The organism is Streptomyces sp. NPDC092369 (assembly GCF_044755245.1).
Taxonomy (GTDB): domain Bacteria; phylum Actinomycetota; class Actinomycetes; order Streptomycetales; family Streptomycetaceae; genus Streptomyces.
Genome location: NZ_JBIVQP010000005.1, coordinates 335,340 through 356,971 on the forward strand (window position 1 = coordinate 335,340; position 21,632 = coordinate 356,971).

Genomic DNA, 21,632 nt, shown 5'->3' on the forward strand with positions numbered 1-21,632 from the left:
CGCGGAAACCGGAACCCCCGCCCCCTCAGGCGTCCCGACGAACCTCGATAACCCGGAACCGGTTGGCCACAAACGCCCCGTCGGCCAGCGCAGCATTCGCCGCCGGGTTCCCACCGGACCCGTGGAAGTCGGAGAACGCGGCCGTCTGATTGACGTACACCCCACCCGTCAGGTTCAGCGAGAGCTGCGCGGCCTCCTCCAGGCAGACCTCCTCGACCGCGTCCTCGACCCCGGCATCAGTCGTGTACGCCCCGACCGTCATCGCGCCCTTCTCCCGAATCGTCCGCCCCAACAGGGCCACCGCATCCGCGGCCGAGTCGACGGCGACGGCGAAGGAGACGGGACCGAAGCACTCGCTCATGTACGCGGCCTCGTCATCCGGCTTCGCCCCGTCGAGCTTCACGATCACCGGCGTACGCACCACCGCGTCCGGGAACTCGGGGTTCGTGATCTCCCGTGAGGCGAGCGCGACTTCGCCGAGTCCGGCGGCAGCCTCGACCCGGGCCTTCACGTCCGGGTTGACGATCGCGCCGAGCAGCCCGTTGGCACGCGCGTCATCACCCAGCAGACCGTCGACCGCGCGGGCGAGATCCGCGACGACCTCGTCGAAGGTCTTGTGGCCCTGGTCGGTGCCGATGCCGTCGCGGGGGATCAGCAGGTTCTGCGGGGTGGTGCACATCTGGCCGCTGTAGAGCGAGAGCGAGAACGCCAGGTTGGCGAGCATGCCCTTGTAGTTGGCGGTCGACTCGACGAGGACCGTGTTGACGCCGGCCTTCTCCGTGTAGACCTGGGCCTGGCGGGCGTTGGTCTCCAGCCAGTCGCCGAAGGCCGTGGACCCCGTGTAGTCGATGATCCGGATCTCTGGGCGGGTGGCCAGCGTCTTGGCGATGCCCTCGCCGGGGCGCTCGGCGGCCAGCGCCACCAGGTTCGGGTCGAAGCCGGTCTCGGCGAGCACCTCACGGGCGATCTGCACGGTGAGCGCGAGCGGCAGCACCGCGCGCGGGTGGGGTTTCACGAGAACCGCGTTGCCGGTGGCCAGCGAGGCGAACAGGCCCGGGTAGCCGTTCCACGTCGGGAAGGTGTTGCAGCCGATCACCAGGGCGATCCCGCGCGGGACCGGCGTGAACTCCTTGGTCATGACCAGCGGGTCGCGCTTGCCCTGCGGCTTGGTCCACTGGGCCGTGTCGGGCGTGCGGACCTGCTCCGCGTACGCGTAGGCCACCGCCTCCAGGCCGCGGTCCTGCGCGTGCGGGCCGCCCGCCTGGAACGCCATCATGAAGGCCTGGCCGCTGGTGTGCATGACCGCGTGCGCGAACTCGTGCGTCCGGTCGGAGATCCGCTTGAGGATCTCCAGGCTCATCACCGCGCGGACCTCCGGGCCCGCGTCCCGCCAGGCGCGCTGTCCTGCCTTCATGGCGGGCAGCAGCACGTCGAGGTCCGCGTGCGGGTACTCGACGCCCAGGTCGATGCCGTACGGCGAGACCTCGCCGCCCGTCCAGCCGTCCGTGCCGGGCTGGTCCAGGTCGAGGCGGGTGCCCCGGAGGGCGTCGAAGGCGGCCTTGCCCGCGGCCATGTCCAGGCTGCCGTTCTCCCCGTAGGCCTTGGGGTGTTCGGGGTGTGGCGACCAGTACGCGCGCGTACGGATCGCTTCCAGGGCCTGGTCGAGTGTGGGCCGGTGCTTGGCGATCAGTTCGTGCGCGGTCGGTTCGGCAGCCATGGGGGGACCAACTCCTCGTCTTGCGAACACTGTGACTCTTTGTCGGACACTGTCGGGCACCGTCGTGGACCATCAGGACGGTCGTGGACTCTTTGCCGGGCTCATGACCTGGGCAGTAACAAGGCGCGGGAACACCCGCCCAGAGTTAGAGTAACCGAACGATCGGTCGGGACAAGGGGGTCCGCCGCATCTGTGGAAAACCCCGTGCGGGAGGATCGCGCACATGACAGCACTGGACCTCAGCAGCCCCGTGGCCGTCGTCGGTACCGGCACCATGGGCCAGGGCATCGCCCAGGTCGCGCTGGTCGCCGGCCACCACGTGCGGTTGTACGACACCGCCCCCGGGCGCGCCCAGGAGGCGGCCGAGGCGATCGTCGCCCGACTCGACCGGCTCGTCGCCAAGGACCGGCTCTCCGCCGACGAGCGCGACGCGGCCCGCGCGCGGCTGCTGCCCGCCGCCGACCTCGCCGACCTCGCGGACTGCACGCTGGTCGTCGAGGCGGTGCTGGAGCGGCTGGACGTCAAGCAGGAGCTGCTGCGGGCGCTGGAGGACCTGGTCGACGAGGACTGCCTGCTCGCCACCAACACCTCGTCCCTGTCCGTCACCGCCATCGGCGGCGCCCTGCGCAACCCCGGCCGCCTGGTCGGCCTGCACTTCTTCAACCCCGCCCCGCTGCTGCCGCTGGTCGAGGTCGTCTCCGGCTTCGCCACCGACGTCACGTCGGCCACGCGCGCGTACGAGATGGCCCGCGCCTGGGGCAAGACGCCGGTCGCCTGCGCCGACACCCCCGGCTTCATCGTCAACCGCCTCGCCCGGCCCTTCTACGCCGAGGCGTTCGCGGTCTACGAGGCCCAGGGCGCCGACCCCGCCACCATCGACGCCGTGCTGCGCGAGTCGGGCGGCTTCAGGATGGGCGCGTTCGAACTGACCGACGTCATCGGGCAGGACGTCAACGAGGCGGTGACGCGCTCGGTGTGGGAGGCCTTCTTCCAGGACGTGCGCTTCACGCCCTCGCTCGCCCAGCGGCGCCTGGTGGAGTCCGGCCGGCTCGGCCGCAAGAGCGGACAGGGCTGGTACGACCACGGGGAGGACGCCGAGGCCGCCGAGCCGCACACCGCGGAGCCGCAGCGGGCGCCCGCCTACGTCGTCGTGGAGGGCGACCTGGGCCCGGCCGCCGAACTGCTCCCGCTGCTGCGCGAGGCGGGCATCCAGGTCCGCGAGGACGAGGAGGACCACGGCACCCGCCTGGTGCTGCCCGGCGGCGGCCAGCTGGCGCTCGCCGACGGCCAGACCTCCGTGGAGTTCCGCGACGTCGTCTACTTCGACCTCGCCCTCGACTACCGCAAGGCCACCCGCATCGCCCTGTCCGCCTCCCAGGACACCTCCCCGGGGACCCTCACCGAGGCCACCGGCCTCTTCCAGGCGCTCGGCAAGGACGTCAGCCTCATCGGGGACGTCCCCGGCATGATCGTCGCCCGCACGGTCGCCCGGATCGTCGACCTGGCGCACGACGCCGTCGCCAAGGGCGTGGCCACCGAGGAGGACATCGACACCGCGATGCGCCTCGGGGTCAACTACCCCCTGGGACCCTTCGAATGGAGCCGCAGGCTCGGCCGCAACTGGGCCTACGCCCTCCTGGACGACCTGCACATGCGCGACCCCTCCGGACGCTACGCGCCGTCCCTCGCGCTCTACCGACACGCGTACGCCACCGACAAGCGGGAGGGCAGCACGTCATGACCACCGCCAAGCGCGACACGTACACCCCGGAGACGCTGCTGTCCGTCGCCGTCCAGGTCTTCAACGAGCGCGGCTACGACGGCACCTCCATGGAGCACCTCTCCAAGGCGGCCGGCATCTCCAAGTCATCGATCTACCACCACGTGACCGGCAAGGAGGAGCTGCTGCGCCGGGCCGTGAGCCGGGCCCTGGACGGCCTCTTCGAGATCCTCGACGAGGACCCCGCGCGCGTGGGCAGCGCCGAGGGGCGGCTGGAGTACGTCGTGCGGCGGATGGTCGAGGTGCTGATCACCGAGCTGCCCTACGTGACGCTGCTGCTGCGGGTGCGCGGCAACACGGGCACCGAGCGGTGGGCCCTGGACCGGCGCCGGGACTTCGACCACCGGGTCGCCGATCTGCTGCGGGCGGCGGCCGACGCCGGGGAAGTGCGCGGTGACGTGGAGGTGCGGCTCGCGACACGGCTCGTCTTCGGGATGATCAACTCGATCGTCGAGTGGTACCGCCCCGACGGGCGCGGCATGAACGAACGCGAGGTCGCGGACGCGGTCGTGCGGCTGGTCTTCTCGGGACTGCGCAAGCAGGACTGACAGGCACTGTGGGTCAGCCCTGCGGCTCCAGGTCCTCCTCCTCGAACACCAGCAGTGTGCGCGTGCTGAGCACCTCCGGCATGTTCTGGAGCCGGGTGAGCACCAGCTCGCGCAGCGCCTTGTTGTCGGGCGTGTGCACCAGCAGCAGCACGTCGAAGTCCCCGCCCACCAGCGCGATGTGGGAGGCCCCGGGCAGCTGTCTGAGCTGTTCGCGCACCGTGCGCCAGGAGTTCTGGACGATCTTCAGGGTGATGTACGCCGAGGTGCCCTGACCGGCGCGTTCGTGGTCGACGCGGGCGCCGAAGCCGCGGATGACGCCGTCCTCGATGAGGCGGTTGATCCGCGCGTAGGCGTTGGCGCGCGAGACATGCACCCGTTCGGCGACGGACCTTATCGACGCGCGGCCGTCCGCCTGGAGCATCTGCAGGATGTCCAGGTCGATCGCGTCGAGGGGGCGCGCGGGCGGCTGAGGGCCGCCGGCCCCGCCGCTCCCGCTGCCCTCTGATCCTTCGGCCATTTGTTCAGGTGCCATGTCCCCCCGCCTCCCTACCATGGACGTACTGCGTTCATTTCAGGTTGTGCAGAACCGTTTGTCCACAGCCTGGCGGTGCCTGTAGCCAAAATGTGCCGACGACCGAACAATCGGTAGGTGAGGCGCATCACTCTCGTGACGCGTCCACAGTCGCTCGCACGAGGAGGTGCCGTCATGACGGTCCTGGAGCAGCGGGGCGCCTACCGGCCCGCGCCGCCGCCCGCCTGGCAGCCCCGCACGGACCCCGCGCCGCTGCTGCCCGACGCGCACCCGTTCCGCGTTCTGGGCACCGACGCCGCCGCGCAGGCCGACCCGGCCCTGCTGCGCCGGCTGCACGCCGAGCTGGTCCGCGGGCGCAGATACAACACGCAGGCCACCGCCCTCACCAAGCAGGGCCGGCTCGCCGTCTACCCCTCCAGCACCGGCCAGGAGGCCTGCGAGGTCGCCGCCGCGCTCGTCCTGGAGGAGCGCGACTGGCTCTTCCCCAGCTACCGCGACACCCTCGCCGCCGTCGCCCGGGGCCTGGACCCCGTGCAGGCCCTCACCCTGCTGCGCGGCGACTGGCACACCGGCTACGACCCGCGCGAGCACCGCATCGCCCCCCTGAGCACCCCGCTCGCCACCCAGCTCCCGCACGCCGTCGGCCTCGCGCACGCCGCCCGCCTCAAGGGCGACGACGTGGTCGCGCTCGCCATGGTCGGCGACGGCGGCACCAGCGAGGGCGACTTCCACGAGGCGCTGAACTTCGCCGCCGTCTGGCAGGCCCCGGTCGTCTTCCTGGTCCAGAACAACGGCTTCGCCATCTCCGTCCCGCTCGCCAAGCAGACCGCGGCCCCCTCCCTCGCGCACAAGGCGGTCGGCTACGGCATGCCCGGCCGCCTGGTCGACGGCAACGACGCGGCGGCCGTGCACGCGGTCCTCGCCGACGCCGTACGGCACGCCCGCGCGGGTGGCGGTCCGACGCTCGTCGAGGCGATCACGTACCGCATCGAGGCCCACACCAACGCCGACGACGCGACCCGCTACCGCGGTGACACCGAGGTCGAGGCCTGGCGCGCGCACGACCCGATCGCGCTCCTGGAGCACGAGCTGACCGAGCGCGGCCTGCTCGACGAGGCCGACGTCCAGGCCGCGCGGGACGCCGCCGAGACCATGGCCGCCGACCTGCGCGAGCGCATGAACCAGGACCCGGCGCTCGACCCGATGGACCTCTTCGCGCACGTCTACGCCGAACCCACCCCGCAACTGCGCGAGCAGCGCGAGCAGTTGGCGGCGGAGTTGGCGGCGGAGCGGGAAGGGGCGCACTGATGACCACCGTCGCCCTCAAGCCGGCCACCATGGCGCAGGCCCTCACGCGCGCGCTGCGCGACTCCATGGCCGCCGACCCGGCCGTGCACGTCCTCGGTGAGGACGTCGGCACCCTCGGTGGTGTCTTCCGGGTCACCGACGGGCTCGCCAAGGAGTTCGGCGAGGACCGGTGCACGGACACCCCGCTGGCCGAGGCGGGCATCCTCGGCGCGGCCGTCGGCATGGCGATGTACGGGCTGCGGCCGGTCGTGGAGATGCAGTTCGACGCGTTCGCCTACCCGGCGTTCGAGCAGCTGATCAGCCATGTCTCGCGCATGCGCAACCGCACGCGCGGGGCGATGCCCCTGCCGATCACCGTCCGCATCCCCTACGGCGGCGGCATCGGAGGCGTCGAGCACCACAGCGACTCCTCCGAGGCGTACTACATGGCCACCCCGGGCCTGCACGTCGTCACACCCGCGACCGTCGCCGACGCCTACGGACTGCTGCGCGCCGCGATCGCCTCCGACGACCCGGTCGTCTTCATGGAGCCCAAGCGGCTGTACTGGTCGAAGGACTCCTGGAACCCCGACGATCCGTCACCCGTCGAGCCGATCGGCCGTGCGGTGGTGCGCCGCCCGGGCACCAGCGCCACGCTCATCACGTACGGGCCCTCGCTGCCCGTCTGCCTCGACGCCGCTGAGGCGGCCCGGGCCGAGGGCTGGGACCTCGAAGTCGTCGACCTGCGCTCCCTGGTGCCGTTCGACGACGAGACCGTGTGCGCGTCGGTCCGGCGGACCGGGCGCGCGGTCGTCGTGCACGAGTCGGGCGGCTACGGCGGCCCCGGCGGGGAGATCGCGGCCCGCGTGACCGAGCGCTGCTTCCACCACTTGGAGGCGCCGGTGCTGCGTGTCGCCGGGTTCGACATCCCCTACCCGCCGCCGATGCTGGAGCGGCACCACCTGCCCGGTGTGGACCGGATCCTGGACGCGGTGGCCCGTCTGCAGTGGGAGGCCGAGGGCTGATGGCACAGGTGCTGGAGTTCAAACTGCCCGACCTCGGCGAGGGCCTCACCGAGGCGGAGATCGTGCGCTGGCTGGTCCAGGTCGGTGACGTCGTCGCCATCGACCAGCCGGTCGTCGAGGTCGAGACGGCCAAGGCGATGGTCGAGGTGCCCTGCCCCTACGGCGGCGTGGTCACGGCCCGCTTCGGCGAGGAGGGCGCGGAACTGCCCGTGGGGGCGCCGCTGTTGACGGTGGCGGTCGACGGGTTGCCGTCCGGCGGTTCGACGGCGGGCTCGGGCGGTTCGACGGCAGGCTCGGGCGGATCCGCGGAGGGCTCCGGCAACGTGCTTGTGGGGTACGGGACTTCGGAGGCGCCGGCGCGACGACGGCGGGTTCGGCGGGCGGAACCGACGGCTTCGCCGGGTCCTGCGGTGCCGACCGCGTCGACCCCTTCGACCGCGTCCACCGCGTCGACGGCCTCCTTCGCTTCGATGGCAACGCCGGTCCGTAAGGGTGCGGTCGGGCCGGGGCGGATCGACGGTGCCGTCGATACCGCCGAGGGCATGACCGGCCGGACCGCTGACGGAACGACCGGCCGGACCGCTGACGGGCCCGTGCCGGTCATCTCGCCCCTCGTGCGGCGGCTCGCCCGCGAGAACGGTCTGGATCTGCGGGCGATGACGGGGTCAGGCCGCGACGGGCTGATCCTGCGGGCGGACGTGGAGCAGGCGCTGCGTGCCGTTGCCGCGCCGAGTATGGCCCCGGCCGCCGGTGCCGCCCCCGCCGCGCCGACCGCCGCATCCACGCCGTCGACCGCCCCGCGCGCGGGCGTTCGCGTGCCCCTCAAGGGAGTTCGCGGGGCCGTCGCCGACAAGCTCTCCCGCAGCCGGCGTGAGATCCCGGACGCGACGTGCTGGGTGGACGCCGACGCGACGGAGTTCATGCGCGCGCGGGCCGCGATGAACGCGGGGGGTGGGCCGAAGATCTCGGTTCTCGCCCTGCTGGCCCGTGTCTGCACCGCCGCCCTCGCCCGCTTCCCCGAGCTCAACTCCTCGGTCGACATGGAGGCCAGGGAGATCGTCCGGCTGGAGCACGTGCACCTCGGGTTCGCCGCGCAGACCGAACGGGGTCTGGTCGTGCCGGTCGTGCGGGACGCGCACGGACGGGACGCCGAGTCGCTGAGCGCGGAGTTCGCCCGGCTGACCGAGGCGGCCCGGGCCGGCACGCTGATGCCCGCCCAACTCACGGGCGGGACCTTCACGTTGAACAACTACGGGGTGTTCGGCGTCGACGGTTCCACGCCGATCATCAACCACCCCGAGGCCGCGATGCTCGGCGTCGGCCGCATCGTCCCCAGGCCGTGGGTGCACGAGGGCGAACTGGCGGTGCGCCAGGTCGTCCAGCTCTCCCTCACCTTCGACCACCGCGTCTGCGACGGCGGCACGGCGGGCGGCTTCCTGCGGTACGTGGCGGACTGCGTGGAACAACCGGCGGTGCTGCTGCGGACGTTGTGAGGGGGCACGGGCGTGGGGGGGCGCGTGCGTGCGGGGCACGTGCGTGCGGCGTGGGCGGGTGCGGGTGCGGGTGCGGGTGCATGGCGTGGCTTGTGCCGGGCCGTCGCCTCGCGTCCTGCGCGCGGTGAGCCGGGGCGCGTCGTGCGGGTACGGCAGGCAAGGCACGGTGGGTGCGGTGGGGGCGGCGGGTGCGGCGGGTTCGTGATCGTCTTCGGGCGCGCAGGCATGGTGGAGGCGTCCGGCCCGGCGGGCGCGGCGGGTGCGGACGGCCCCGCGATCGTCTTCGGACGCCCAGGCGCGGTGGAGGCGTCCGACGCGGCGGTGCCTGCGGCTGCGGACGGGGCGCTCGAAGCGTCGGACCCGATTACCCCCGCCCCGGCCAGCGCAGCGAGTTCACGGTGCGGGTGCGGGTGCGGATGTGTGCCTGTGCCCGGCCGTTCCTCGCGTCCCGCAAGCGGTGAGCGTGGCGCATGCGTCGGGCGAGTGCGGACGCGTGACGTGCGCACAGGTGCGCCTCCGTCCGGCCCGCAGTGCGCGACTCGTGGCGCCGCCCTTTCCCTCTCGCCCGGCCCACCTCTCCGTCCCGCACCCCGTGATTGCGTCACCGCCCGCACGTTCCCTGTGATCGTGACGGCACGCATACTCGGGGGGTGACCTCGTACGAGCCCCCGGGCGGTCCCGGTGTCGAACCGGCCTACGACGCCGTCGTGCTCGCCGGGGGCGCCGCTCGGCGGCTCGGTGGTGCCGACAAGCCCGGGGTGCGGGTCGGTGGGCGGGCGCTGCTGGACCGGGTGCTCACCGCCTGTGCCGACGCGCGTACGACCGTGGTCGTCGCCGATGTCCGGCCCACCGCCCGGCCTGTGGTGTGGGCACGCGAGGAGCCGCCCGGCGGGGGCCCGGTCGCCGCGCTCGCCGCCGGTCTCGCGCACACCACGGCGGAACACGTCGTCGTCCTCTCCGCCGACCTGCCCTTCCTCGAACCGACGACCGTGCAGCGGCTGTTGGCGGCCCTGCGGGCGGCCGGCACGGAGGGCGCCCTCCTCACCGACACCGATGGCCGCGACCAGCCCCTCGTCGCCGCGTACCGCGCGGACGCCCTGCGCAGCGAGCTCGCTGCGCTGGCCGGGGCGGGGGTGAACGGCTCCGGAGCCCCGAGCGCCCGGTCCCCAGCCGCAGGCGGCGCCGGGCCGGACGCCTCCACCGCGCCTGCGCGCCCGAAGACGATCGCGGGCCCGCCCCCACCTGCCACACCCGCCCCACCTGCCGCTCCCGCCGCGCCTGCCGCACCAGCGCGCCCGGAGGCAACCGGGGAACCGTCCGCGCCCGCCGGGCCGGACGCTCCCGCTACACCGGGCGCACCCGCCGTGCCTGCCGCACCCGCTGTGCGTGGCGCTCCCGCCGCACCAAGTGCCACACCCGCCGGCCTGGACGCCTCCACCGCGCCTGCGCGCCCGGAGACGATCGCGGGCCCGCCCGCACCCACGGCACCCTCGGGCCCGCCCGCACCCACGGCACCCGCCGGGCCGCCCGCTCCCGCCGTGCCGGACGCCCCCGCCATACCCCCCGCCGCCGCCACACCCGCCACCCCCACACCCCCCGCCAGCCCGCTCAAGCCCGCCCACTCGGCCGGGCCATCGAGTCCGCTCGCCCCCGTCGATTCCACTTCCCTGACCGGTCTTCCCCTCCGTCGTCTGGTCAGCGCTCTTCACCTCACCCGCGTCCCCGATCCTGTCGCGTCGTTCGACTGCGACACCTGGGACGACATCGCCGCCGCCAGGGCACGTATCAGGGAGCATGGGCACGTGTTGGATGAATGGATTTCCGCTGTCAAGGACGAGCTGGGGCTCGATCTGGACGTCGACACCGGCGTGCTGCTCGACCTCGCCCGTGATGCCGCCCATGGAGTTGCCAGGCCCGCGGCGCCGCTGACGACGTTTCTCGTCGGGTACGCGGCCGCGCAGGCCGGGGGTGGTCCGGAAGCCGTCGCCGAGGCCGCCCGCAAGGCCGCCGCACTCGCCCTGCGCTGGGCCGAGGAGGACGACTCCGAGGCCCAGCCCGCCCCGGACGCAGGATGACCGCCCGGACCGGCGGGAACGCCGAGGACACCGACTTCGACGTCGATGAGGTGCTCGCGCTGGTGAGGGATCCCGACGGCCGTACATCCAGTTCTGGTGCTGGTCCCCGCCCCGCTTCCGGTGACGCCGTGCCCGCCCCCGCCGGACCGGGCGCCCGGCACGACCAGCACGCGGCTGCGCACAAGGCCACCGGCTGGGCCGAGGCCAGGGCGATCGCCGCCCGGGCCGCACGCTCCGGCGGGCGGCGCGCCCCCGTCTCCGTGCGCATCGAGGACGCCCTCGGACTCACCCTCGCCGCTCCCCTCACCGCCCTCACCGACCTGCCCTCCTTCGACACCTCGGCGATGGACGGCTGGGCGGTCGCCGGGCCAGGGCCCTGGGACGTACGGGACGAGGGGGTGCTGGCCGGGCACGGGGAGCCCGCGCGGCTCACCGACGGGGAGGCCGTACGGATCGCCACTGGCGCGCGGATCCCGCCGGACACCACCGCCGTGCTGCGCAGCGAACACGGGCGCACCGACGACAAGGGACGCCTGCACGCCGGGCGGGACCTTCAGCACGGTCAGGACATCCGGCCGCGGGGGCAGGAGTGCCGCTCCGGAGACCAACTCGTCCCTCTGGGCACGCTCGTGACCCCGGCGGTGCTCGGTCTCGCCGCGGCAGCGGGCTACGACACCCTCACCGTCGTACCCGCTCCCCGCGTCGAAGTCCTCGTCCTGGGCGACGAATTGCTCACCGAGGGGCTGCCGCACGAGGGGCTGATCCGGGACGCGCTCGGACCGATGCTGCCGCCGTGGCTGCGGGCGCTCGGCGCGAGCGTGGCTGCCGTTCGCCGGGTCGGCGACGATGCCAAGGCGCTGCACAAGGCGATCACCGGCTCCGACGCCGATCTCATCCTGACCACCGGCGGTACCGCCTCCGGGCCTGTCGACCATGTCCACCCCACCCTGAGCCGCATCGGTGCCGAACTCCTCGTGGACGGCGTCAAGGTGCGCCCCGGTCACCCCATGCTGCTGGCCCGCATCAAGGAGAATCAGCACCTCGTCGGACTGCCCGGCAATCCCCTCGCCGCCGTCTCCGGTCTGCTCACGCTCGCCGAGCCCCTGTTGCGGACCCTCGCGGCACGCCCGGCGCCCGAGCCGTACACGATGCCGATCCAGGACGCGGTGCACGGGCACCCGTACGACACCCGGCTGATCCCCGGCGTGCTGCGCGGTGACCACGCCGTGGCGCTGCACTACAACGGTCCGGCGATGCTGCGCGGTATCGCGGCGGCCGATGCCCTGGTCGTCGTACCACCGGGTGGGTCGCGTGCGGGTGAGGAGCTCGAACTGCTCGATCTGCCCTGGGCGTTCGCCGGGATCGGGGTGTGTTTCACGTGAAACTTCCGGGCCACGACGCCATCGCCCGGCAGGCCGACGAGCATCTTGTGCTCCATCGGTTGAAACTCCCTAAGAAGGTCGTCGAGCGTCCCATCCAGCAGGTCGTCAAGCGGCTGCTCATGGCGCTGCTGGTGCTGGCCGCCACCGCCCTGATCGTCTGGATCGACCGGGACGGCTACAACGACAACTCCGACGGATCGGTCGACTTCCTGGACGCGGCCTACTACGCGACCGTCACGCTCTCCACCACCGGATACGGCGACATCGCCCCCGTCAGCGACGGCGCCCGGCTCACCAACATCCTCGTCATCACGCCGCTGCGGGTGATCTTCCTGATCATCCTGGTCGGCACCACGCTCGAAGTCCTCACCGAACGGACCCGGGAGGAATGGCGTCAGAACCGCTGGAGGTCCACCTTGCGCGATCACACCGTCGTCATCGGCTTCGGGACGAAGGGGCGTTCGGCGATCCAGACCGTGTGCGCGACCGGGCTGAAGCAGGAGCAGGTCGTCGTGGTCGACCCCAGTGCCAAGGTGATCGAGGCCGCGACCGCCGACGGGTTCGCGGGGGTGGTCGGGGACGCGACCCGCAGCGAGGTGCTGACGCGGGCCGAGGTGCAGCGGGCGCGGCAGATCATCATCGCGACCCAGCGGGACGACACGGCCGTGCTGGTGACCCTGACGGCCCGGCAGCTCAACCGCGGCGCGAAGATCGTGGCCGCCGTGCGCGAGGAGGAGAACGCGCCGCTGCTCAAGCAGTCCGGCGCCGACGCCGTCATCACCAGCGCGAGCGCGGCCGGACGGCTGCTCGGCCTGTCCGTGCTCAGCCCCGCAGCCGGCATGGTGATGGAGGACCTCATCCAGCAGGGCAGCGGGCTCGACATGGTGGAGCGGCCCGTCATAAAAGCCGAGGTGGGCAAGAAACCGCGCGAGACCGACGACCTGGTGGTGAGTGTCGTACGCGGGCACCGGGTGCTCGGATACGACGATCCGGCCGTCGGGACACTGCAGTTGACGGACCGGCTGATCACGATCGTGCGGGCGTCGCCGGGCACGCAGATCGCACCCGACGTCCGCCCGATGCCCCGGCACTGACCGGGGCCGGGCGGACCGCTCGGACTACTTGCGGTTGTACAGCCGCATGGTGACCGGTCCGAAGACCAGCACGAACAGGCCCGCCCAGCCCAGCGACCAGGCGACCTCGTCGGCCGGCCAGTCGCCCGCCATCAGGCCGCGCACCGCCGACGCGAGGTGGGTGATCGGGCTGTTGTTGACGAAGGCCTGCAGCCAGCCGGGCATGGTGTGCGGGTCGACGAAGACGTTGGACAGGAAGGTCAGCGGGAAGATCACCATCATGCTGACGCCCATCACCGACTTCTCGGTGCGCAGCAGCAGCCCGAACATCGTCCAGATCCACGAGAACGCGAACGAGAACACGACGAGCAGCGCGATCCCGGCGAGCACGCCGGCCACTCCGCCGTCCGCGCGGTAGCCGATGATCATGCCGACGGTGAGCATCACGACGGACGCGATCGTGTAGCGCAGGGCGTCGCCGAGCAGATAGCCGACCATCACCGCCGGCCGCCAGATCGGCAGCGTGCGGAAGCGGTCGAAGACGCCCTTCTCGATGTCGGTGTTGACCGAGACGCCCGTGTACATGGTGATCATCACGACCGACATCACCAGGATGCCCGGCAGCAGGAACTGGATGTACTCCGTCGGTGACCCGGCCAGGGCGCCCCCGAAGAGGTACGTGTACATCAGCACCAGCATGATCGGGAACGCGGTCACGTCGAAGAGCTGCTCCGGCACGTGCTTGATCTTGAGCATGGCCCGCCAGCCGAAGGTCAGCGAGGCGGACAGGGCGCTGGGCCGCGGCGGCCGTTCCCCGCCGATCAGCAGGGCGGCCAGCGACTCGGCGCTGACGGGGGCGAGGTCCTTGGTCTCGGTGCTGGTGGCGGTGCTCATGCGACGGCCTCGCTCTTCTCAGCGGTCTGGTTGCGGACGTCCTGCGTGTCATGTCCGGTGAGGGCGAGGAAGACCTCGTCCAGGCTGGGCTGGCCCAGCGAGAAGTTGTCCACGGTGATGCCCGCGCGGGCGAGTTCGCCAAGTGCGCGGGCGGCCTGTTCGGCGGCCTTGTCGCTCGCCGCCGCGCCCACGCGGGCGGTCAGCGCGACCGGGTCGGGTTCCAGCTGCACCTGCGCGTCCAGCGCCCGCCGCAGCACCTCGGCCGCCTCGGGCCGCTGCCCCGCGTCCCGAAGACGCAGGTGTACGGAACCGGCGCCGACGGACGCCTTGAGCTCGCCCTTCGTGCCCTCGGCGATCACCTTGCCGCGGTCGATGACGGCGATCCGGGACGCCAACTGGTCGGCCTCGTCCAGGTACTGCGTGGTCAGCAGCACCGTCGTGCCCTGCGCGACGACCGCGCGGACGATGTCCCAGACCTGGTTGCGGCTGCGCGGGTCGAGTCCGGTGGTCGGCTCGTCCAGGAAGAGCAGGTCGGGGGTGTTGAGGATGGACGCGGCGATGTCGATGCGGCGCCGCATGCCGCCGGAGTAGTGCTTGACCTGCTTGCTCGCCGCGTCCGTGAGCCCGAAGGCCTCCAGGAGCTGCGCCGAACGCTCCCGCGCGGCCTTCTTGGCCTGGCCCAGGAGGCGGCCCAGCAGGATCAGGTTCTCGGCGCCGGTGAGGTCCTCGTCCACCGACGCGTACTGGCCGGTGAGGCTGACGCGGGCGCGGACCTCGTCGGCCTCGCGCACGACGTCGTGGCCGAAGACGTGTGCCTGGCCGCCGTCCGGACGCAGCAGCGTGGCCAGCATTTTGACGGTGGTGGTCTTGCCCGCGCCGTTCGGGCCGAGGAGGCCGTAGACCGTGCCGGTCGGGACGGCGAGGTCGACGCCGTCCACCGCCCTGGTGTCGCCGAACGTCTTCACCAGTCCCGCGGTCTCGATGGCCAGGCCGGTCGTGTGCTGGCTCATGGTGGGGTTTCCTTCCACGCACTTGGGTTCTGCATGGTGAGACCTTTACCTTCTCCGGAACTCATCGGTGGGCGCACACTTTTTTCGGTACGGACCTGGCGGACGGGAGCGGCGCGGTGGCGAGGGGTAGCGTCCTTCACATGCATGCGATCACGATTCCCGAACCTGGTGGGCCCGAGGCGCTGGTGTGGGACGAGGTCCCCGATCCGGTGCCCGGCGAGGGCGAAGTGCTGGTCGACGTGGTGGCCGGCGCCGTCAACCGCGCCGACATCCTGCAGCGGCAGGGCTTCTACGACCCACCGCCCGGCGCCTCCCCCTACCCCGGCCTGGAGTGCTCCGGCCGCGTCGCCGCGACCGGACCCGGTGTCACCGGCTGGGCGGTGGGCGACGAGGTGTGCGCGCTGCTGTCGGGCGGCGGATACGCCGAGAAGGTCGTCGTCCCGGCCGGCCAGCTGCTGCCCGTGCCCGCGGGCGTCGACCTCAAGAGCGCGGCCGCCCTGCCCGAGGTGGTCTGCACGGTCTGGTCGAACGTCTTCATGATCGCCCACCTGCGGCCCGGCGAGACGCTGCTCGTGCACGGCGGCTCCAGCGGCATCGGCACGATGGCGATCCAGCTGGCCAAGGCGGTCGGGGCGAAGGTCGCGGTCACGGCCGGTACGAAGGAGAAGCTCGACCGGTGTGCCGAACTCGGCGCCGACATCCTGATCAACTACCGCGAGCAGGACTTCGTCGAGGAGCTCAAGAAGGCCACCGGCGGGGCCGGCGCCGACGTCATCCTCGACAACATGGGTGCCAAGTACCTCGACCGCAACGTCCAGGCTCTCGCCGTCAACGGACGTCTCGCGATCATCGGCATGCAGGGCGGGCTCAAGGGGGAGCTGAACATCGCCGCGCTGCTCGGCAAGCGGGGCGCCATCAGCGCGACCTCGCTGCGCGCGCGTCCGCTGGCGGAGAAGGCGGCGATCGTCGCGGCCGTACGCGAACACGTCTGGCCGCTGCTCGCGGGCGGTCACGTCCGTCCGGTCGTCGACCGCGAGATCCCGATGTCCGACGCGGCAGCCGCCCACCGGGTCGTGGAGGAGAGCGGTCACGTGGGCAAGGTGCTGCTCGTGGTGCCCTAGGGGTTGCCCTCTGCGCAGGCCTCAGCCGCGCCGCATGCGCAGGCCCGCGAAGGCCAGGCCCAGGCCGACTCCGATGAGGACCAGGCCGCTGCCCAGCGGCAGGATCCGCAGGACGGGTTCGGTGGGGGCCTCGGCGTGGGTGACGGGCCGGTGCGCCGGTCGGCCGAGAGGGGTGACGGCGAGCCCCGGCGTCCCGGAGGCCCGCGGCGACTCGGTGGCGTCGGGGGAACTCCCGTCGTCTTCCTCCTCGGCGTACCCCGAGTTCTCCTCGTCCTGCCCGTCCTGGTCCTCGTCGGCCGGCGCCGACGTCTCCGCCCGCCCCGGCCGCTGCCGTCCCTCGCCCGCCAGGCTTCCGGCGCGGGACGGCGCGGCGGGGCCGTCGGGAGACTCGGGGGACGGGGAACCGGACGCCTTCGGGGCGGCCACGGCCGCGGGCGCGCCGGGAACAGGCGGATGCGAAGAGGGCGCCTCGGAGGCAGCGACGGGCGACGTGGTCGCCCTCGGGGCAGGGGCGTGCGACGGGGTCACTAGGGGCGACGGCACCGTCCTGCAAGCCGGCACCGCCGCGCAGAACGGCACCGCGCCGTAAGACGGCACGGCCGCCACCCACCACAGGACGAGCACGCCCGTCCCCGTCCCCACCACTCGTACCGCCCGTCCCGTCGCGCGCAGCGTGCGCAGCCATGGATTCACGTCTCCAGGCTCACACCGGCTCCGCGGTCCGGCATTCCGGATTGCGCCAGGGGGCCGAAGGAACGCGGGACGGTTGCACAATCCAGGTATGTCGATACGCCACGGACTGCTCGCACTGCTGGACCGCGGCCCCCGCTACGGCTCCCGGCTGCGCACCGAGTTCGAGGCGCGTACCGGCGGCACCTGGCCGCTCAACATCGGGCAGGTCTACACGACCCTCGACCGCCTGGAGCGGGACGGGATGGTCGTCCAGGAGGGCGCCGACGAGGCCGGCCGGGCGCTGTACGCGCTGACCGAGGCGGGCCGGGTCGAGCTGCGGGCCTGGTTCGCGGGGCCGGTGGAGCGGTCCGGAGTGCCCCGCGACGAACTGGCGATCAAGCTGGTCCTCGCGGTCGGCGCGCCCGGCGTGGACGTGCGCCGGGTCGTCGAGGCGCAGCGCCGGCACATCGCGGACGCGCTGCACGAGTACGTACGACAGCGGGCGCGGGCGCTGACCGGGGCGCCCGCCGAGCATCCGGACGAACTGGCCCGGCTGCTGGTCCTGGAGCAGCTGATCTGTCACGCGGAGGCGGAGATCCGCTGGCTGGACCACTGCGAGGCCCGGCTGCTGCGGATGGTCCGCGGCGGGTGGCCGCCGACGCCGCCGCCCGATCGGCCGGAACCGTCGCCCACCTGATCGGCCGGACAGCGGCCCGCCTGGCCGCCACCCGCCCGGTCGCCTGACCCTCCCTCGCCCGGTCGCCGGGACCGGAAACGGTGGGTCCGGAAACAGTGGATCACCCGACACCGGGGGGCGCCCAGGTGATGAAATGCACGGGTGCGAGAGAATGGCGGCATGGAGATGCCGAGGAACGAACGGTCGCCGGACAATCCGCAGATCCTGGTCGTGGGCCAGGACGGCATGGCGATTGGCGGCGGCGGAGACGAGGACTCCCGCGAGATTCCGGTGACGGAACAGGTCGAGCAGCCGGCCAAGGTGATGCGGATCGGCAGCATGATCAAGCAGCTTCTGGAGGAGGTGCGGGCGGCTCCCCTGGACGAGGCGAGCCGGGTGCGGCTCAAGGAGATCCACCGCAGCTCGGTGAAGGAGCTGGAGGACGGTCTCGCGCCCGAGCTGGTCGAGGAACTGGAGCGGCTCTCCCTGCCCTTCCGGGACGAGGGCACCCCCAGCGACGCGGAACTGCGCATCGCGCAGGCCCAGTTGGTCGGCTGGCTGGAGGGACTCTTCCACGGGATCCAGACCACGCTGTTCGCCCAGCAGATGGCGGCGCGGGCCCAGTTGGAGCAGATGCGCCGCGCCCTTCCGCCGGGCGTCGGCGGTCAGGAGGCGGGCGAGGACGGTCACCCGGGCGGCCGGGTGGGCGGACCGTACCTGTAGACATCCGCACGTGAAGGGGCCCGGCAGGTCAGCTGCCGGGCCCCTTCACGTGCGTACGACATCACGGGCCCATCGGCCCGTCGGTGTCAGGACGGCGGGTAGCCCGTCGAGACGCCCAGTTCGATCTCGGGCATCTTCTTGGGGTCGACGTCGGTGTCGGCGGACGGGAACTGGTTGATGACCGCGCCCTGTCCGTACGTGTTCTCCTGGACGTCGTTGGTCTTCACCTCCCAGCCGGCGGCCTGGAGGCACTCCTTGACCGACTTGACGTACTTGTAGCGGAAGTCGGGCAGCCGGATCTTTCCGGGGTCGTTGTACGACTCCTGCGGCTCCGAGCACTCGGAGGGGTCGATCGTCTTCGAAGGATCCGGGCCGCGGTACTGCGAGGCGCCGCCGGTCGCCGTCGCGCTCGCGCTGCTGTCACCGCCCTTGCCCTCGTCGCCGCTGTCGCCGCCGTTGTTGAGCAGCAGCGCCGTGACCAGACCGCCGACGGCGAGCACGGAGACGACGATCGCGCCGACGACCACCGGCCGGTTGCCCTTGCCGCCGCCTCCGGAGGGGCCCGGCTGGGGCGAGAGGTTGTAGGGCGGCGGGGTCGTCGGCTGCTGTCCGTACCCGACGGGCGTGTGGTAGCCGCCCTGCTGGGGGTATCCGTAGGCCGGAGCAGGCGTGGGTGTGCCGTACGGGCTCTGGGTCGGGTTCGGCTGGTACGGCGTGTGGACCGGGCCCGGCGGCGCCTGGCTCGCCTGGTCGACCGGCGGGAACACCGCGGAGCCGACGCCCGCGCCGCTCGGGGTGGGGGCACCGGGGACGATGCTCGGCGGGGTGGCGTGGAAGGAGGCGGCCACGCGCAGGCACTCGTCGCGCATGGCGACGGCGCTCGGGAAGCGCTCGTTCGGGTTCTTCTTCAGCGCGCGGGCGATGAGCGCGTCCACCGCCGGCGGCAGCGCCCGGTTGACCGAGGAGGCGGCGACCGGCTCCTCCTGCACGTGCGCGTACGCGATGGCCAGCGGGGAGTCGGCGTCGAACGGCAGCCGCCCGGTGACCAGTTGGAACAGCATGATGCCGACCGAGTAGAGGTCGGAGCGCGCGTCCACCCCGCGGCCCAGCGCCTGTTCGGGCGAGAGGTACTGCGGGGTGCCGACCACCATGCCGGTCTGCGTCATCGAGGTGACACCGGACTGCATGGCGCGCGCGATGCCGAAGTCCATCACCTTGACGACACCGCGCTTGGTCACCATCACGTTGCCCGGCTTGATGTCCCGGTGGACCAGACCCATCTCGTGGCTGATCTCCAGGGCCGCCAGGACGTCCGCGGTGACCTTGAGCGCCCGGTCGGCGGACATCGCGCCGAACCGCCGCACGTCCTCGTCGAGCACCGAGCCGAGCGGGCGGCCCTCGACGTACTCCATGACGATGTACGGCATCGTCGAGCCGTCCAGCTCGTCCTCGCCGGTGTCGAAGACCGAGACGATGTTGGTGTGCGTGAGCTTGGCCACGGCCTGGGCCTCGCGGCGGAAGCGCTCGCGGAAGGCCTGCTCGCGGCCGAGCTCGGTGTGGAGTGTCTTGATCGCGACCTGCCGGTCGAGCACGGCGTCGTACGCCAGGTGCACCGAGGCCATGCCGCCCTCGCCGAGCAAGTCGCGCAGCTGATAGCGGCCGCCGGCCAGCGCCCGCCCCGCGTACCGGCCCTGTGCGCCGTCCTGGCTCATGTTCCGTGTCCCCCATCGGCCTTGAGAAGCCGGCCCACCGTCATTGATCTACTGACTCATTACCGGCCAAGTCTGCCGGAGGGCACTGACACGTCAAGTTCGGTGCCCGATCCGTGACCGTACGCGAAAGAAGCTGCGCGAGAGCGTTACAGAGGCTGTACGGGCGGTACACGCAAGTTGCACCACTGAACGGTTCGAGGGTTTGATGGCCGGTCCGTCCTGTGCGGTTCGCGGCACCCGTCCCGGACCGGAGGCTTGCGCCGAGGCTGTAGCGTGGCCGACGGAGACCGTAACAACACCGCGCCTACCGCGGGCAGAAACGACGGCGAGGACTGATGGCACAGCAGCACGCTCAGGGCCCGTCCGACCCCGAGACGGCTGGCGGCGGTATGTCGGACGCACCGGAGCTGTGGGGCAACGGCGGACTGGTCGGCGACGGCCGGTACCGGCTGACCCACCGACTGGGTCGGGGCGGTATGGCCGAGGTTTTCGCGGCCGAGGACGTACGGCTCGGGCGCACCGTCGCGGTCAAGCTGCTGCGCGCCGATCTCGCCGAGGACCCGACCTCCAAGGCCCGCTTCACCCGCGAGGCCCAGTCCGTGGCCGGCCTCAACCACCACGCGATCGTCGCCGTGTACGACTCCGGCGAGGACTACGTGGGTGGCCAGTCGGTGCCGTACATCGTGATGGAGATCGTCGAGGGACGCACCATCCGCGACCTCCTCCTCAACGCCGAGGCGCCCGGCCCCGAGCAGGCCCTGATCATCGTCTCCGGGGTCCTGGAGGCGCTCGCCTACTCGCACCAGCACGGCATCGTGCACCGGGACATCAAGCCGGCGAACGTGATCATCACGCACAACGGCGCCGTCAAGGTGATGGACTTCGGCATCGCCCGGGCGCTGCACGGCGCGTCCACGACGATGACGCAGACCGGCATGGTCATGGGCACCCCGCAGTACCTCTCGCCCGAGCAGGCGCTCGGCAAGGCCGTCGACCACCGCTCCGACCTGTACGCGACGGGCTGCCTCCTCTACGAACTCCTCGCGCTGCGGCCCCCGTTCACCGGCGAGACGCCCCTTTCGGTGGTCTACCAGCACGTCCAGGACATCCCGACCCCGCCGTCCGAGGTCTCCGACGCCTCGCCGCCGGAGCTCGACGGCCTGGTCATGCGCTCGCTCGCCAAGGAGCCCGACGACCGCTTCCAGACCGCCGAGGAGATGCGCGGCCTGGTCCAGTACGGGCTGCAGATGCTGTACGACCAGGGCGGCCACACCGGCACCTGGAACACCGGCCCGGTCGGCATGCACGACGGCCGGACCCCGGTCGCCGGCTACGGCGCCACGTCGGTCCTGCCCTCCGGCGACTCCTCCGGCACGACCCAGATCCCGCAGCCGATCCTGCCCGGCGGCTACGGCAACGGGGACGACGGCGGTTTCGAGGGACAGGGCAACCGGGGCGGCGGCCGCGGCAAGCTGTGGATCCTCGCCGTGCTCGCGGTGATCGCCATCGCGGCGGGCGTGGCGCTGGCGCTGAACAACACCGGTTCCGGCGGCGGCGGTACGAGCCCCACGAAGTCGCCGTCGCAGTCGGCCTCCACCGAGGACGACTCGGCCAGCGAGACGCCGAGCGACGACACCACCGACGAGCCGACCGACGAGCAGACCGACGACGGCAGCGGCACGAGCTCCGGCTCCAACTACACGCCGTCGTACACGCCCTCGTACACGCCGTCCCAGAGCGCCACGAACGAGCCGACCGACGAGCCCACGGACGAGCCCACCACCGAGGAGCCCACGGACGAGCCGACGGCGACCGCGACCCAGCCGTCGACCGACCCGACGGAACCGGGCGCGGACGGTGGCGCGGACGCCGGCGGTGTGAGCTCGGGCGTACTCGGCTGACCGAGGATCGC

18 protein-coding genes and 1 pseudogene are annotated in these 21,632 nt (G+C 72.3%); 13 read left to right on the plus strand and 6 right to left on the minus strand.

Translation table 11 applies throughout. The annotated features are described in order from the left end of the window. Positions 1-25 precede the first annotated feature (25 nt). Positions 26-1,717 (minus strand): phenylacetic acid degradation protein PaaN, encoded by a 1,692-nt coding sequence (gene paaN, locus ACIQI8_RS29860; RefSeq protein WP_402356803.1) that lies wholly within the window; start codon positions 1,715-1,717, stop codon positions 26-28. Positions 1,718-1,940: 223 nt separating this feature from the next. On the opposite strand from paaN, the gene ACIQI8_RS29865 reads away from it, so the two are divergent. Both ACIQI8_RS29865 and ACIQI8_RS29870 read left to right on the plus strand, forming a co-directional pair. After that, positions 1,941-3,458, plus strand: coding sequence for a 3-hydroxyacyl-CoA dehydrogenase (locus ACIQI8_RS29865; RefSeq protein ID WP_402356806.1), 1,518 nt, complete (start codon positions 1,941-1,943; stop codon positions 3,456-3,458). Then, on the plus strand, positions 3,455-4,045 hold the full coding sequence (locus tag ACIQI8_RS29870; RefSeq protein WP_402356809.1) for a TetR/AcrR family transcriptional regulator: 591 nt from the start codon (positions 3,455-3,457) through the stop codon (positions 4,043-4,045). Before ACIQI8_RS29865 ends, ACIQI8_RS29870 begins: the two co-directional genes overlap by 4 nt. Before the next feature lie 13 nt (positions 4,046-4,058). Here the strand turns inward: ACIQI8_RS29870 and ACIQI8_RS29875 are convergent, their stop codons facing one another. After that, positions 4,059-4,577 (minus strand): Lrp/AsnC family transcriptional regulator, encoded by a 519-nt coding sequence (locus ACIQI8_RS29875; protein WP_402356812.1) that lies wholly within the window; start codon positions 4,575-4,577, stop codon positions 4,059-4,061. Positions 4,578-4,751: 174 nt separating this feature from the next. Between ACIQI8_RS29875 and pdhA the strand changes: the two genes are divergently transcribed. The 7 genes and pseudogenes from pdhA to ACIQI8_RS29910 all read left to right on the plus strand — a co-directional run bounded on the left by pdhA (position 4,752) and on the right by ACIQI8_RS29910 (position 12,933). Further along, positions 4,752-5,885, plus strand: a complete 1,134-nt coding sequence (pdhA, locus tag ACIQI8_RS29880) for a pyruvate dehydrogenase (acetyl-transferring) E1 component subunit alpha (protein ID WP_402356815.1) — start codon at positions 4,752-4,754, stop codon at positions 5,883-5,885. Continuing rightward, positions 5,885-6,889 (plus strand): alpha-ketoacid dehydrogenase subunit beta, encoded by a 1,005-nt coding sequence (locus ACIQI8_RS29885; RefSeq protein ID WP_402356818.1) that lies wholly within the window; start codon positions 5,885-5,887, stop codon positions 6,887-6,889. The genes pdhA and ACIQI8_RS29885 overlap by 1 nt, the downstream gene beginning before the upstream one ends. Continuing rightward, positions 6,889-8,382: a dihydrolipoamide acetyltransferase family protein gene (locus ACIQI8_RS29890; RefSeq protein ID WP_402356821.1), complete on the plus strand. Its 1,494-nt coding sequence runs from the start codon at positions 6,889-6,891 to the stop codon at positions 8,380-8,382. The genes ACIQI8_RS29885 and ACIQI8_RS29890 overlap by 1 nt, the downstream gene beginning before the upstream one ends. Positions 8,383-9,089: 707 nt before the next feature. Then, positions 9,090-9,500, plus strand: a pseudogene (locus tag ACIQI8_RS29895) (molybdenum cofactor guanylyltransferase); the annotation flags it as partial. A 105-nt stretch (positions 9,501-9,605) separates the two neighbouring features. Next, positions 9,606-10,457 carry a DUF6457 domain-containing protein gene (locus tag ACIQI8_RS29900; RefSeq protein ID WP_402357940.1) on the plus strand — a complete coding sequence of 284 codons (852 nt, stop codon included), beginning with the start codon at positions 9,606-9,608 and terminating at the stop codon, positions 10,455-10,457. Beyond that, positions 10,454-11,839 (plus strand): molybdopterin molybdotransferase MoeA, encoded by a 1,386-nt coding sequence (locus tag ACIQI8_RS29905; protein ID WP_402356824.1) that lies wholly within the window; start codon positions 10,454-10,456, stop codon positions 11,837-11,839. The genes ACIQI8_RS29900 and ACIQI8_RS29905 overlap by 4 nt, the downstream gene beginning before the upstream one ends. Next, positions 11,836-12,933, plus strand: a complete 1,098-nt coding sequence (locus ACIQI8_RS29910; RefSeq protein WP_402356827.1) for a potassium channel family protein — start codon at positions 11,836-11,838, stop codon at positions 12,931-12,933. The genes ACIQI8_RS29905 and ACIQI8_RS29910 overlap by 4 nt, the downstream gene beginning before the upstream one ends. 24 nt (positions 12,934-12,957) lie before the next feature. Here ACIQI8_RS29910 and ACIQI8_RS29915 read toward each other — a convergent pair whose 3' ends face one another. Together ACIQI8_RS29915 and ACIQI8_RS29920 are read right to left on the minus strand one after the other, a co-directional pair. After that, positions 12,958-13,806 (minus strand): ABC transporter permease, encoded by an 849-nt coding sequence (locus ACIQI8_RS29915; RefSeq protein WP_402356830.1) that lies wholly within the window; start codon positions 13,804-13,806, stop codon positions 12,958-12,960. After that, entirely contained in the window at positions 13,803-14,816 is a 1,014-nt protein-coding gene (locus ACIQI8_RS29920) for an ATP-binding cassette domain-containing protein (protein WP_402356833.1), read from the minus strand. Before ACIQI8_RS29920 ends, ACIQI8_RS29915 begins: the two co-directional genes overlap by 4 nt. 140 nt (positions 14,817-14,956) lie before the next feature. Here ACIQI8_RS29920 and ACIQI8_RS29925 point away from each other — a divergent pair, with 140 nt between their 5' ends. Beyond that, positions 14,957-15,937 (plus strand): NAD(P)H-quinone oxidoreductase, encoded by a 981-nt coding sequence (locus tag ACIQI8_RS29925; RefSeq protein ID WP_402356836.1) that lies wholly within the window; start codon positions 14,957-14,959, stop codon positions 15,935-15,937. Positions 15,938-15,958: 21 nt separating this feature from the next. Here ACIQI8_RS29925 and ACIQI8_RS29930 read toward each other — a convergent pair whose 3' ends face one another. After that, complete coding sequence (locus ACIQI8_RS29930; protein ID WP_402356839.1) at positions 15,959-16,630, minus strand: hypothetical protein; 672 nt, start codon at positions 16,628-16,630, stop codon at positions 15,959-15,961. An 88-nt stretch (positions 16,631-16,718) separates the two neighbouring features. Between ACIQI8_RS29930 and ACIQI8_RS29935 the strand changes: the two genes are divergently transcribed. Together ACIQI8_RS29935 and ACIQI8_RS29940 are read left to right on the plus strand one after the other, a co-directional pair. Then, positions 16,719-17,306, plus strand: coding sequence for a PadR family transcriptional regulator (locus tag ACIQI8_RS29935; RefSeq protein ID WP_402356842.1), 588 nt, complete (start codon positions 16,719-16,721; stop codon positions 17,304-17,306). A 159-nt stretch (positions 17,307-17,465) separates the two neighbouring features. Further along, the gene (locus tag ACIQI8_RS29940) at positions 17,466-18,008 is read left to right on the plus strand and encodes a bacterial proteasome activator family protein (protein WP_123998912.1); all 543 of its coding nucleotides are present in this window, start codon (positions 17,466-17,468) and stop codon (positions 18,006-18,008) included. Between the two features lie 86 nt (positions 18,009-18,094). Here the strand turns inward: ACIQI8_RS29940 and ACIQI8_RS29945 are convergent, their stop codons facing one another. After that, the gene (locus ACIQI8_RS29945; RefSeq protein WP_402356845.1) at positions 18,095-19,720 is read right to left on the minus strand and encodes a protein kinase; all 1,626 of its coding nucleotides are present in this window, start codon (positions 19,718-19,720) and stop codon (positions 18,095-18,097) included. A gap of 332 nt (positions 19,721-20,052) precedes the next feature. Here ACIQI8_RS29945 and ACIQI8_RS29950 point away from each other — a divergent pair, with 332 nt between their 5' ends. Beyond that, a complete protein-coding gene (locus tag ACIQI8_RS29950) occupies positions 20,053-21,621 on the plus strand; it encodes a protein kinase (RefSeq protein WP_402357943.1) in 1,569 nt (522 codons plus the stop codon). The last annotated feature ends 11 nt before the right edge of the window (positions 21,622-21,632 follow it).